We start from the raw sequence: 13,223 nt of genomic DNA, 5'->3' as shown, positions 1-13,223 counted from the left end.
CGGGCGACGGTGAAGTCTCCGTCGGGCGCTGAGCGCCCTTGAGGAGACGCCGTTGACTACTTTTGGGCCGCCTTCGCGGCCTTTTTGACGGCCTCCGCGACCGCGGGGGCGACGGCGTTGTCGAACACGCTCGGCACGATGAACGAAGCGTTCAGCTTGCCGTTGTCCACGACGTCCGCGATGGCGTCGGCGGCCGCGAGGAGCATCGAGTCGTCGATGTGGTGCGCCTGCGCGTCGAGCAGCCCGCGGAAGACGCCGGGGAACGCGAGCACGTTGTTGATCTGGTTCGGGAAGTCGCTGCGGCCGGTGGCGACCACGGCGGCGTGCTTCTGCGCCTCCAGCGGGTCGATCTCCGGGTCCGGGTTGGCCAGCGCGAACACGACGGCGTCGGACTTCATGGTCGCGACCTGCTCGGCCCCGAACAGGTTCGGCGCGGAGACCCCGATGAACACGTCGGCGCCGACGAGCGCCTCGTGCAGCGTGCCCGCCTGCTGCTCCTTGTTCGTGTGCTCGGCGATCCAGGTCAGGTTCTCGTCGAGGTTGCCGCGCGCGGAGTGCACGATGCCGTCGATGTCGGCGGCCACGATGTCGCCGGGGTTCTTGCCCAGCAGCAGGCGGATGATCGCCGAACCCGCCGCGCCGACGCCGCTGACGACGATCTTGCAGTCTTCGATGTTCTTCCCGACCACGCGCAGGGCGTTGCGCAGCGCGGCGACCACGACGATCGCGGTGCCGTGCTGGTCGTCGTGGAACACCGGGATGTCGAGCTGCTCACGCAGGCGCTTCTCGATCTCGAAGCAGCGCGGCGCGGCGATGTCCTCGAGGTTGATGCCCGCGTAGACCGGCGCGAGCGCCTTCGCGATCATGATGATCTCTTCGGTGTCCTGGGTGTCCAGGCAGACCGGCCACGCGTCGACGTCGGCGAACTTCTTGAACAGCGCCGCCTTGCCCTCCATCACCGGCAGCGCGGCGGCCGGGCCGATGTTGCCCAGCCCCAGCACCGCGGAGCCGTCGGTGAGCACCGCGACGGTGTTGCGCTTGATGGTCAGGCGGCGCGCGTCCTCGGGGTTCGCCGCGATCGCCTGGCAGACGCGGGCGACACCCGGCGTGTACGCGCGGGAGAGATCGTCGCGGTTACGGAGCGCGACCTTGGGGGTGACCTCGATCTTGCCGCCGAGGTGGATCAGGAACGTCCGGTCGGAGACCTTGCGCACGCGGACGCCCGGCATCGAGTCCAGGGTCTGCGTGATGTCCTGAGCGTGGTTCTCCGACAGGGCGTTGGCGCTGATGTCGACGACGATCGAGTCGGGGTGCGACTCGACGACGTCGAACGCGGTCAGCACGCCGCCGACCCGGCCGACGGCGGTCGTCAGATCACCCGCCGCGGTGGACGACGCGGGGGCCTCCACCCGGACGGTGATCGAATATCCGGGACCGGGAACCGGCATGGCACTACCCCCGCTGAGGAACGCTCGAATAGGTCGATCGAAAACCTACTCCCGTGACGACCGCCACGAACCCTCGCAGGGGGTAACCGGCCAGTAGCTTCCTACCGGTTGATCTCGGTCTCGGGGTGCACGTAAGGCACGCTCTCGAGCGGGAAGGTCACGTCGCCGAACGGGGACAGTGCGCCCTGCCGGTCGGACGCGAGCTCGGTGACGGGGTGCTCCCCGTCTTCACCGGGCCACGTGGGGTCGATGCCCGCGCGCTTCTTGTTATCGCCCTTCGCCACAACGTCCTCCAGAGCATGGTCAAGCCGTTCTCAGGGGACAGTCTGCCCGAACGCGGCTGCCGGGCCACCACCCGCCCGGTATCCTGGTCCTCTATGCCCGCGCCCTCCCTGGCGGACTGGCTGCGCCAGGAGTCCGACGACGCTCTCGCGGCACTGCTGCGCACGCGTCGCGACCTGTCCACGCCGCCCCCGTCCGACACCATCGTGCTCGCCACCCGGGCCGGCACGCCGGGCTCCGTCGCGCGCGCCTGCGAAGACCTCGACACCTTCACGCTCGCCGTCCTCGACGCCCTGCTGCTGGCGGGTGCGGACACCGAGCCGGTCGCCTCGGCCGAGGTCGCGAAGCTCGTGGGCAAGAAGATCGGCGAGCCGCTGGCGCTGTTGCGCAAGCGGGCCCTGGTCTGGGGTGAGGACGACGCGCTGCGCGTCCCGCCGTCGGCTCGCGACGCGCTCGGACCCTTCCCCGCCGGGCTCGGGTCGTCGTCGCCTTCGCTCGCCGGAACGGATATCGAGGCCGCGCTCGCGGAGGTCGGCGAGGACGAACGCGCCGTCCTGACGACGCTGGCGGCCGGGCCGCCGATCGGCCGGACCCGGGACGCGGCGGCCGACATCCCGCTGGAGCGGGCGCAGAACCCGGTCCAGCGCCTGCTCGCGCGCGGCCTGCTGCTGCGCCGGGACGACCAGACCGTCGAGCTGCCGCGGGAGATCGGGATCGCGCTGCGCGGCGGCTCGGTGTTCGACCCGGCGTCGCTGCGCGAACCGGAACTCCCCACGCATCCGCATCAGTCGTCCACAGTGGACACGACGGCGGCGGGCGAGGCGATGGAGTTCTTGCGCCAGACCGAAAGCATGCTTCGCGCATGGTCGGAGACACCGCCGCCGGTGCTGAAATCCGGCGGGCTCGGGGTCCGCGAGCTCAAGAAGCTCGCCAAGGATCTCGACGTCGACGAGACCCGGGTGACCCTGCTCGCGGAGATCGCGGTCGGCGCCGGGCTGGTGGCCGACAGCGAAGCGACCGCGCCGGAATGGGTGCCGACGACGCTCACGGATTCGTGGCTCGCGTCGCCGACCGCGCAGCGCTGGATGACCATCGCGCAGGCCTGGCTCGAACTGCCCCGGCTGCCCGGCCTCGCCGGCGGGCGGGACGCGAAGGACAAGCCGATCGCACCGCTTTCGGAAGACCTGCGCCGTCCTCTGGCGCCCACGTCGCGACGGCGGATCCTCCTCGCCTTGGCCGCGCTTCCCGAGGGCGCGGGTGTGAAGAGCACCGACGAACTGGTCGCCGCGCTCGCCTGGCGCGCGCCGAGGCGGGGCGGGCGGCTGCGGGACGAAACCGTGCGCTGGACGATGGCCGAAGGGGCGGCGCTCGGCCTGATCGGGCTCGGCGGGCTCACCACGGCGACGCGGGCGCTGCTGGCCGAGGACCGGCCAGGAGCGGTCGAGGCGATGATCGACGCGCTGCCGCGTCCGGTGGACCACGTCCTCGTCCAGGCCGACCTGACCGTGGTCGCGCCCGGGCCGCTGGAGGCCGGACTCGCGGCCGAGATGACCGCCGTCGCCGACATCGAATCCTCCGGGCACGCGACCGTCTATCGGATCACCGAGACGTCCGTGCGGCGCGCGCTCGACACCGGGCGGACCGCGGGTGAGCTGCAGCAGCTGTTCTCGACGAAGTCGGCGACGCCGGTGCCCCAGTCGCTGAGTTACCTGATCGACGACGTCGCCCGGCGGCACGGGCGGCTGCGTGGTGGGGCCGCCGAGTCGTTCCTGCGCTGCGACGACGCGTCGCTGCTCGCCGAGGTCATGGGCAGTCCCGTCGCGACCGAGTACGGCTTGCGGATGATCGCGCCGACAGTGCTCATCAGCGCGTACCCGCTCGCCGAAGTCCTCGACGCGCTCCGCGCCGCAGGGTTCGCTCCGGCCGCCGAAGGACCCGACGGACGCGTCATGGACATCAGGCCGTCCGGACGCCGGCTGCCCGCGAAGGCACGTTCCGCGCGTCGCGCGCCTGGCGAGCCCGCCGGGCTGACCGACGACCAGGTCGGCAAGATCGTCGCGCACGTCCGGGCCGGTGACGCCGCTTCGGCGCGCCGCCGGGGCGAGACGGTGCGCGCGCCGCAGGGTGGTGGCTCCGGGGACACGTCCGCGACGCTGGCGCTGCTGTCCCAGGCGACCATCGAGCGGCGCGAGGTGTGGATCGGGTTCGTCGACTCACGCGGGACGGCGAGCCAGCGGGTGGTGCGGCCGCTGCGCGTCGGCGGCGGGGTCCTCGAAGGGACCGACAACGAGCGCTACCCGCTGCACCGGATCACGTCGGCGGCCCTCGTCGAAGACTGACCGACGCCGCATTTAGTCGCCTAGACCAGCTGTTCGGTACGGAGATCCTTCAGCACCATCGACAAGGCCTCGCCGTGGGTGGGCCAGTCCGGTGTGCCGATCCCGGCCGAATGCAGCGCGGCGCGGACAGCGGCGTGACCCTCCGCGATGGCGTGGGAAAGGTCGTCACCGGAAATATCGGCTTCGATCTCCATCACCGCACGCGCCGCGTCCGCGGAAACCGCGCTGTCGACGAACCCGTCGAGGCAGCGTTCTTGTTGGAGCAGCGCTCGCATGACCTTGTCGCAGTAGTCGAAGAGATCACCGTCACCGTCGGCGATGAAGACCCAGTGCGCGTGGACCCTCACACCCATCAGGAACCCCCTTCGATCTCGTAACAAGGTTGACGAAGCAGCCAGGACACCGCGTTCTTTCCGTAGTTGCCGCCGCTCGGCGTCAAGTGGATCCAACGTTGATGCTGCCCGCACGGACACCGGACGGTGTAGTAGGTCGGTGGATCCAAGATCCTCCATCCTGCCCGATGGAAGTGCTCGAGAACAGCTTCCAGATCCTTCCTAGGATGCTTTCTCCAGTACCCCACCGGCTACTCCTTGCCCAGGTTAACGCAGATCAGGAAGACCGGCGTCACGCTGAGATCCCGTTCACGGACGACCGAGAGGTAACCACGGCGAAGCGCGTTCATTACCGAAGGTGCCTGATATTCACCGAAAGTAGTCAACGAGACATGCGATCTGCCGGGCCGCAAGTAGCCCGAGGCCCTCGGCGGGGGCGGGCGAACCGGGAACCAGGGTCCCCAATGTCGCATCAGGGACACTCAGCGTCTCAAATGCGACATTGGGAACACCGCCGAGAGCACCCGGAACACATTCAGAGGACTAAATGCGGAAGGGTCAGAGGGCGCGCAGGCCCTGAAGCACTCGCTCCATGAAAGCGCGCGAAGACGAGTCGCCGAGGATCAGCTCCGTCTGGTGGATCAGCACCAGCCCGGCGTCCGCCATGTCACCCACGATCACCTTCACCACACCCAGCGGCAGCCGCAGATGCGCGGCGATCTCCGCGATCGATCGGGTGTCCAGGCAGAGGTCGCAGATCTGGCGGTGCTCGGGTGTCCGCACGCCGCGGTACCGGCGGCCGTCGTCGGTGGTCGACACCAGCGCCTCCAGCGCCAGGTCGTGCGCGGTGCGGGTGCGTCCGCCGGTGCGGGTGTAGGGCCGGACCCGGGAGCCCGAAGTCGGCAGGTAGACCGAAGCGGGTGCGACGTCAGCGGGCGCGGGACGCGGCGGTGACTGACGGATCGGCGAAGGCATCGACGGGGGTGCGGGAGGCGGCTCGGCCGGGCGCCGCGGCATGACCGTGCTGATCGAGCTCAGCTCGAAGCGGCTCGGCGAGTCGAAGGCTTCGCGTTCGGTGCCCTGGTAGAGAGAGTCCCAGCCGGACGGTTCCGGTTCGGTGAATCCGGTGATCTTCATCGGTCACCCACGTACGCCGCCCTGGAGCTGCGCACGCAGCTCGGGCGTGATCTGCTGGCCGACCCGCTCGACGAGCAGCGTCATCTCGTAGGCCACCGTGCCGATGTCACAGGTCGGCGCGGCCAGCACGGCGAGCGACGAGCCGTCGGCGACCGACATGAGGAAGAGGTAGCCGCGTTCCATCTCGACGACGGTCTGGTTGACCCCGCCCGCGTCGAAGCAGCGCGCCGCGCCGGCGGTGAGGCTGATCAGTCCGGAGGCGACCGCGGACAGTTGTTCGGCCCGTTCCTGCGGCAGTCCGTCCGACGGCGCGAGGAGAAGCCCGTCCGCGGAGACCAGCACGGCGTGCGCCGCGCCGGGAACCCGGCGCGCGAAATCCGTGATGAGCCAGCCGAACGAGCTTTGCTGCCCGGATGCCGTCACAAGTCCCTCCTCGGTGCTCAAGACCACCTGGGCGGCGTGGTCCGGGCGTCTCGCGCCGACCTGCACCGATCCCGGTGCCGTCGAGCCGAAAGACGCCTCCACCCAGCGTATTCGTCCCGTCGATCGTGTCGAGTCCGCCACCCGGCCATCGGCGTTAACCGAACGTAAACGTCCAGCCGCTCACCGCGTCGACCCATCGCGAACCACGCATTCGTGGGTCACCCCGTGGTGGCCGGGTGCGACCAGGTGTGAACCGGTGTCCGCGCAGGTCATCGGCGTCACGGTCGCCCGATCGAGTGGCGCCGGCGCCGGATAGCGGGAAAGGGGCCGCCCGCGTCCGGTCCGGCCGGTGACGCCACTCCCCGAAGCGGGTGAAGCCTGCCGAGTTCACTCCAACGGCCGCATCCGCTCCGGGCTTTTGTCGCCTTTACCCGGCGCGCAACGCCGAATCGTGTGCGATGGCGTGCTGCACGACCGAGATCAACACCTGCTTGGCGGACTCACGTTCCCGGGCGTCACAGGCCATGATCGGCACGGACGGGGAGATCGTCAGCGCGTGCCGGACGTCCTCGATCTGGTGGTGCAGCAGCCGGTCGAAGCAGTTGATCGCCACGACGTACGGCAGCTTCCGGTTCTCGAAGAAGTCGATCGACGGGAACGCGTCGGCGAGCCGCCGCGTGTCGACCAGCACGACGGCACCGATGGCGCCGACCGCGAGGTCGTCCCACATGAACCAGAACCGGTGCTGGCCCGGCGTACCGAACACGTACAGCACCAAGTCCGAGTCCAGCGAAATCCGGCCGAAGTCCATGGCCACGGTCGTCGTCGACTTGTTCGGGGTGGCCGAATTGTCGTCGACGCCGGTACTGGCCTCGGTCATCATGGCCTCGGTGGTCAGCGGATCGATCTCCGAAACCGCTCCGACCAGCGTGGTCTTCCCCGAGCCGAATCCGCCAGCGACCACGATCTTGGCCGACGAAGTCGGTCCGGTCACCTGCGGCGCATTCGCGTCGGAGTCAAATTCTCCGAAGCCCACTGAGCACCCTCTCCATGAACTCGATACTCGGCCGGTCACCCACGTTCTGGCTGGCGGTGTGCACCAGGACCAGACCGAGGCCGGCCACGTCTCCGATCAGCACCCGGACCACGCCGAGCGGCAGGCGCAACAGCGCCGCGACTTCGGCGACGGACCGGGTGTCCAGGCAAAGGTCGCAGATCGACCGGTGTTCGGGGACGCGTACCCGGTCGAGCACGCGTCCCTGTTCGCTGGTCGAGATCAGCGCCTCGATGGCAAGGTCGTACGTCGGCTTGGTCCGTCCCCGCGTGCGGAAGTACGGCCGGACCAGGCCGGAGGATTCGACGTCGGTGGTGTACTGCTCGTCGACGTACTCGTTCTGCGCCTGCTGCGGCAGTGCCGCGGCGAGCGGGTCGGCGGCGGCCGCCGCCCGGCGCTCCTCCTCCTTGTCGAAGGAGAATTTGGCGAATTCGCCGGAATCGTAGAGCGGACCGCTGCCACCACCGAACAGTTCCGCCCCGGGGCCGCCGAGGAGGCGTTCCCGGTAGTCCGAAACGCTGAAATCGGCGGGTCCCTGACCCGCGTTCGAATCGGTCAGCCAGCGGGAAGCCTCGTCCGGGGACACGGGGTCGTTGTCCGACCCCTGTGCCCGCCGCGATCGCCATTCGCGGTCGACCCGGTCCCGGAAGGACGTCCAGTCCTCCCGGCCGTCGTCACGTTCCGACCACCCGCCGGAGAAGTCGTCACCGAGCCGGCCATCGCCCCTCAAGCGCCCGTCGTCCACGGCATTCTCCTCGGTTCCCGGTCGCTCAGCGGCGGACCGACGCGCCCTGCAGCTGCGCGCGCATCTCCGGTGTCAGCTGTTGCCCCACCCGTTCCACCAGCAGGGTCATCTCGTAGACGACCAAGCCGATGTCGCTCTCCGGCGAGCCGAGGACCGCCAGGCAGGACCCGTCGGACACCGACATCAGGAAGAGGAAGCCGTTGGCCATCTCGACCACCGTCTGGGCGACCGTGCCACCTTCGAACACCTTCGCCGCACCGCGGGCGAGGCTCGTGAGCCCCGACGCGACGGCGGCCAGCTGATCGGCCCTGTCCTTGGGAAGTCCCTTCGACGAGGCCAGCAGCAAACCGTCCGCCGACACCACCACGGCATGCGCCGCGCCCGGGACCCGGTGCACGAAATCCGTGATCAGCCAGGCAAAGCTGCTCGTGTGTCCTTTACCCTGCGCCTGGCCGCCAGGCTGCGCCGGACCACCCGGCTGCATCGCACCCGCCCGTGTCACTGTCACTCCTTACTGCTGTCATCGGCAGGGGAACCCGCATCCCCGCCAGTCACCGGAACGCCGTTGTCATCCAGCGCGTCGATCGGACGTTCCTTCAACGCGTGCCGTCCCGACTTGTAGCCCTGCTGGAAGCTTGCCATCCGACTCCGCGCCGCCGTCGCCGAGCGGGCGATCGCACCCGTTCCCGGCATTCCGGAGGTCTTGTCGGCGAACGAGTCTTCCTTCTTCGGCTCGTTCCCGCCGATCGAGCCGGGGACGAGGTACTGGTTCGGCACCCGTTTGGGCAGGCCCGCCGGGGTGATCTCGTCGTTCCGGTCTTCGTACAGGACCTGCGCCGCCTGCCAGCCGTCGTCCGACGCGCTGCGCCAGCCATTGTCCTGGAGCACAGTCTCCGGCGGAACACTCCGCGGCGTCCGAGTGGGCAATGCCTCTCCGGAAGTGTCCTCCGCGGCCGGTTCCTCCCCTTCGGCACCACCGTTACGGGTCTGCGCGGACGCATCGGACTCGACCGGCTCGGTGTAGGTGGTCGGGCTGTCGCCTCCGGCCTCGTCGCCTTCGCTGAACCAGCGCGAGAGCACCGACTGGTAGATCGGCAGCCGCCGGGTGGGCACGTCGTCGTCGAGCGCCGACTTGCCGGCGTCCGAATGCTCCTCCGGCTTGTTCTGCGGCTCGACCGGGGTGTACTTCGGCTCCCGCTTCGGCAGGACCAGCGACGCGAACTGTGTCTCGGTGCCGCTGGAGGCACCGTCGCCGTTGGTGGGCGAGATGTCTTCGGCCGTCGGCCACGCCGGGGTCTCCTCGGCAGGCTTCGCGGGGCTGAGGAACGGCCCGGCCGCGTTCTTGCCCGCGACCAGGTCGTCGAGGCTGATCGGCTGGTCGAGCGGGACGAGCCCGCCCTGCTGCGCGACCGGTTGCGAAGCCGGGGGCTTCGACGGCGGCGGTGGCGTCATCTCCAGGCCGCGGTCGGAAGCCGGGATGTTCGGCAGCGAGGTCGACATGTCGGACACCGACGGCATCGAGGGCATCGACGTTTCCGAGCGGTTCGCCGGCGGCGGGGTGTTGCGCACGCCGGGCCGCATCTGCGTGAGCAGCTCGGCGGGCACGACGACCCGCGCGATCACGCCACCCTCGATGTCCTCGTTCTCCCGGAGCCGGACCTCGATGCCGTGACGGCGCGCCAGGCGCGCGACCACGTACAGGCCCATCCGCCGGGTCACCGAGACGTCCAGGTCCGGCGGGTCGGCGAGCCGCTGGTTGACCTCGGCGAGGCGCTCCTCGGTCATGCCGACACCGTGGTCGGTGACCTGGATGGCGAGCGCCTTCTTGCGGGTGATCACCGCGCGGACGGTCACCTTCGTCTCCGGCTCGGAGAAGTAGGTGGCGTTGTCCAGCAGTTCCGCGAGCACGTGCACGAGGTCGTGGATCGTCAGGCCCTGGACGGCGACCTCGGGGACGATCCCGATCTCGATCCGGGCGTACTGCTCGATCTCCGAGACCGCGGCGCCGATGACGTCGGCGGCGGGCACCGGCTTGGGCACCGACTTCGCGAGACCGGCGCCCGAGAGCACCAGGAGGCTTTCACCGTTGCGGCGCAGCCGCGTGGCGAGGTGGTCGAGTTCGAACAGGCTGGCCAAGTGGTCCGGGTCCTGCTCGTCGGCCTCGAGCCGGTCGATGACGCCGAGCTGGCGTTCCACCAGCCGCTGCGACCGGCGGGACAGGTTCACGAAGATGCCGTTGACGTTCTCGCGCAGGAGGGCCTGTTCGGCGGCCATCTTGACGGCCTGTTCGTGGACGACGTCGAACGACCGCGCCACTTCACCGATCTCGTCACGCGAAGTGACGGGCACCGGCTCGACCGACCGCTTCGAGGCGTTGACCGGGTCCGGGTCGTCGAGGATGGCTTGCACGGTTTCCGGCAGTCGTGTGTACGCGACGTCGAGCGCCGTCTTCCGCAGCACCCGCAGCGGGCGGAGCATCAAGCGGGCGATGACGAGCATCAAGAACAGCGCCGCGAGCAGGGCCAGCAGCACGATCGCGCCACCGATCCAGGCCGAGTTGATCGCGTCGGTGGCCAGGCCGTCGGCCTGTGCCCGCAGCTGGCCGAGGAGGTTGGTCTCGACCGCGCGCAGCTTGTCCAGCGCGACCCGGCTGTCGTTGCCGAGGGCGACGTTGTCGATCGACGGCGGCTCGTTCTGCTGGTGCAGCGAGAACGCCATCGTGGTGATCCGGCGGCGGTCGTCGACCTCGGGGCCGGAGAAGGTGTCCGAGTAGAGCTGCCGCTGCTCGGGGCTGGCGTTGGCGACGAAGGCCGCCGTCGAGGCGTCGCCGCTCGCGACCGCCGAGCGGGCCTGGTCGAACAGGTCGCCGGGGAACCCGGAGCGGAAGGAGGCGATCAGCAGCGCCGCGTCACCGCGGGCGATGAACTCCTTGCTCTCACTGATGGCCTGCACGGTGACACCGAGCCGGAGCACGTCGCGGTTGGCCACCGCGGTGGTCACCTCACGGCCGAGCTGGACCAGCGAGTCGAGGATGCCGGAGTAGGCGATGAGGACCGGCGTGTCGCCCAGGAGCGAGGTGTTCATCGCGCCGCGCAGCGGGCGCAAGGCGTCGAGCCGCTGCAGACCACGCGAGTAGCGGTCCCTGGTGTCCTGATCGTCCGGGTTGATCTGGTTCGCCGAGGCCCGCAGATCGTCGATGGCGCGGTCGACCTTGGCGATCTGTGCGTCGAGACCGTTCTGGCGCGACGGGTCACCGGAGGCGATCTTGGCGACGGCGAGCGCGCGTTCGCTCTGAAGCTCGTGCACCACGAGCGTGATCTTGTCGGCGAACGCGACCTGGTCGGCGGTGTCCTGGAACCTCGCCGCCTCGCCGCTGTCGTCGATCACGCGCAGCGTGCCGAGCGCGAGCGCCGTCAGCGTCGGAATGATCAGAATGGCCGCGAGCTTCGATCGCAGACGCCAGTTACGCAGGCCCAGGAACGACCCGGCCTTCCCACCAGGACCGTCTCCGGTATCCCGCGCAGGGGCCCCTCCCACCCCCGCGGTGTCTTCGTTCGGCACCGCCGCACCACCATCATCTTCATTCGGGCCGGGAAAGCCCATTTTGGACATGCCGTTCTCGAGCTGGCCGTACTGCTGCTGTCTGGGTCGGTTGTCGGAGACCACTACCCGCACACTCCCCTCATTCGGGAGGGATGCGCACGGCGTGAGTATCCACTCATCCGAATGAGGAAGTCTTCTTCGACGTGATCTCTCAAGTGCACTTGACCGAAACCCTGCTCGGTGCCATTGGTCTGTTCGGCCTAACCCGCCAGTGCGCGGGCGCGCACCAGTGAAGCACGGACGTGTTCACCGTATTTGACGTGTGCGACACAGAGTGCCTTGCACCTCGGGAAAGGTCCAGAGCGTTCGGCCATCCAAGGCACTCTCTTTCACTACATCAGTGGTCCACACCTCACTACCGGTGCATGAGGGTAGCGAACGGGCGGCCCAGATGTAACCCTTCGGTCAAGACCTCCGAGAAAGCCCCGGACGGGTCTTGACCCGTGGGCGCTCAGTTGTCAACAAGTCCCCGGCGCGAACACGCCCAGTTGTGTTCACTTCTGACAAACAACCTGTTCGGGTGATCGTTACCACTTGGGATCATGGGATGACCACCCATTGTGAGCACAGTGTGTGTTCTCTACAGTGGGCCCTGACTTGAGACAAAGAGTCACTTCCGAATTCCACATCAGGCCACGTCATCACGTGTCCCTCCCCTTGATCAGGAGCATCACTTGCTTGGCTCTGCAAGCTCGAAGAAGGCCTTGAGCGTCAGCCTGGGTCGGCGTGGAGCCCTCGCATTCGCGATGGCGGCCGCAGTTTCGGTATCGGTCAGCGGCTGCGGACTCCTCGGCGGCGACGATTCGTCCTCCTCCGGCGGCTCGGGGAACCTGGAGAAGTCGAAGATCAAGGTCGCCGTGATGTCGACGATCGACCTGGCCCCGTTGCGTCTCGCCCAGGACGGCGGCTACTTCAAGAACGAAGGTCTCGAGGTCGAGGCCATCGAAGCCGCGACCGGCCAGGTCTCGCTGACCAAGCTGATCGGCGGCGAAGTCGACATCGCGTACGCGAGCTACACGCCGTTCTTCATCGCGATGAGCAAGAACACCGCCGACATCAAGCTGGTGGCGGACGCTTCCTCCGCGGGCCCGAAGAGCACGATGCTGGTCACCCTGCCGACGTCTTCGGTGAAGAGCGTCAGTGACCTGGCCGGCAAGAAGATCGGCATCACCGCGCCGAACACCGTGTCGGACACACTGTCCAAATCGGTCATGAAGGACCACGGCGTCGACGCCAGCAAGGTCCAGTGGGTGCCGATCCCGCTGCCGAACGTCGGAACCGCGCTCAAGAACGGTGACATCGACGCCGGCTTCCTGACCGAGCCGTTCATCACCCAGACCGCCAAGCAGGCGGGCACCGTCCCGGTCGTGGACACCGCCACCGGCGCGACCCAGGACTTCCCCACCGCGGGCTACGGCTCGCTCGGCAAGTTCGTCTCGGAGAACCCGAAGACCGTGGCCGCCTTCCAGCGCGCCATGCAGAAGGCCACCCGCGACGCGGCGGACCGCTCCAAGATCGAGCCGCTGCTGGTCAAGTACGCCAAGATCGACCAGGACACCGCCGCGCTGACCACGCTGCTGACGTTCCAGTCCACCCTGGACCCCCGCCGCATCCAGCGGGTCCCGGACCTGCTCCTGCAGATGGGCGCGATCCAGACCAAGATCGACGTCGGCCCGATGATCGCGGCGCAGACCACCAGCTGATGACTCGCGGTTACTCTGAATTGCCCATTCACGCGGAATTCAGTCACTGAAAGTAATGATGTCCAAGCGGGTGATCAAGCGATCGGGCGAATGGCCTAAAATGATCACCCGCTCACGACACCCATTGTGAGCAGGTGGGCAAATCTCTAAGGTGACC

General features: G+C 68.6%; 11 protein-coding genes. 2 read left to right on the top strand and 9 right to left on the bottom strand.

The features are described 5' to 3' along the window. Positions 1 to 56: 56 nt before the first annotated feature. The gene (locus tag BLW75_RS28725) at positions 57 to 1,448 is read right to left on the bottom strand and encodes an NAD-dependent malic enzyme (protein ID WP_034308341.1); all 1,392 of its coding nucleotides are present in this window, start codon (positions 1,446 to 1,448) and stop codon (positions 57 to 59) included. Between the two features lie 101 nt (positions 1,449 to 1,549). Continuing rightward, on the bottom strand, positions 1,550 to 1,732 hold the full coding sequence (locus tag BLW75_RS28720) for a hypothetical protein (RefSeq protein ID WP_007033389.1): 183 nt from the start codon (positions 1,730 to 1,732) through the stop codon (positions 1,550 to 1,552). Positions 1,733 to 1,825: 93 nt separating this feature from the next. On the opposite strand from BLW75_RS28720, the gene BLW75_RS28715 reads away from it, so the two are divergent. Continuing rightward, positions 1,826 to 4,069 (top strand): helicase-associated domain-containing protein, encoded by a 2,244-nt coding sequence (locus BLW75_RS28715; RefSeq protein WP_034308337.1) that lies wholly within the window; start codon positions 1,826 to 1,828, stop codon positions 4,067 to 4,069. Between the two features lie 20 nt (positions 4,070 to 4,089). Here the strand turns inward: BLW75_RS28715 and BLW75_RS28710 are convergent, their stop codons facing one another. From BLW75_RS28710 to BLW75_RS28675, 7 genes are all read right to left on the bottom strand, one after another. Next, on the bottom strand, positions 4,090 to 4,422 hold the full coding sequence (locus BLW75_RS28710; protein ID WP_034308335.1) for a hypothetical protein: 333 nt from the start codon (positions 4,420 to 4,422) through the stop codon (positions 4,090 to 4,092). A gap of 537 nt (positions 4,423 to 4,959) precedes the next feature. Further along, positions 4,960 to 5,538: a DUF742 domain-containing protein gene (locus tag BLW75_RS28700; RefSeq protein WP_091598508.1), complete on the bottom strand. Its 579-nt coding sequence runs from the start codon at positions 5,536 to 5,538 to the stop codon at positions 4,960 to 4,962. A 3-nt stretch (positions 5,539 to 5,541) separates the two neighbouring features. Continuing rightward, positions 5,542 to 5,961 carry a roadblock/LC7 domain-containing protein gene (locus tag BLW75_RS28695; RefSeq protein WP_005156190.1) on the bottom strand — a complete coding sequence of 140 codons (420 nt, stop codon included), beginning with the start codon at positions 5,959 to 5,961 and terminating at the stop codon, positions 5,542 to 5,544. A 427-nt stretch (positions 5,962 to 6,388) separates the two neighbouring features. Next, positions 6,389 to 6,997, bottom strand: a complete 609-nt coding sequence (locus BLW75_RS28690; RefSeq protein WP_007033392.1) for a GTP-binding protein — start codon at positions 6,995 to 6,997, stop codon at positions 6,389 to 6,391. Then, on the bottom strand, positions 6,978 to 7,760 hold the full coding sequence (locus BLW75_RS28685; RefSeq protein WP_034308333.1) for a DUF742 domain-containing protein: 783 nt from the start codon (positions 7,758 to 7,760) through the stop codon (positions 6,978 to 6,980). Before BLW75_RS28685 ends, BLW75_RS28690 begins: the two co-directional genes overlap by 20 nt. 25 nt (positions 7,761 to 7,785) lie before the next feature. After that, positions 7,786 to 8,244, bottom strand: coding sequence for a roadblock/LC7 domain-containing protein (locus BLW75_RS28680; protein WP_085939650.1), 459 nt, complete (start codon positions 8,242 to 8,244; stop codon positions 7,786 to 7,788). A 20-nt stretch (positions 8,245 to 8,264) separates the two neighbouring features. After that, entirely contained in the window at positions 8,265 to 11,372 is a 3,108-nt protein-coding gene (locus BLW75_RS28675; protein ID WP_034308682.1) for a sensor histidine kinase, read from the bottom strand. Between the two features lie 737 nt (positions 11,373 to 12,109). Between BLW75_RS28675 and BLW75_RS28670 the strand changes: the two genes are divergently transcribed. Next, positions 12,110 to 13,066: an ABC transporter substrate-binding protein gene (locus BLW75_RS28670; RefSeq protein ID WP_034308330.1), complete on the top strand. Its 957-nt coding sequence runs from the start codon at positions 12,110 to 12,112 to the stop codon at positions 13,064 to 13,066. Positions 13,067 to 13,223: the final 157 nt, after the last annotated feature.

It is taken from the genome of Amycolatopsis lurida (assembly GCF_900105055.1).
Lineage (GTDB): Bacteria > Actinomycetota > Actinomycetes > Mycobacteriales > Pseudonocardiaceae > Amycolatopsis > Amycolatopsis lurida.
Note: the sequence above shows the minus strand (reverse complement) of the source record. Positions and strands in the feature narration are given on the sequence as shown.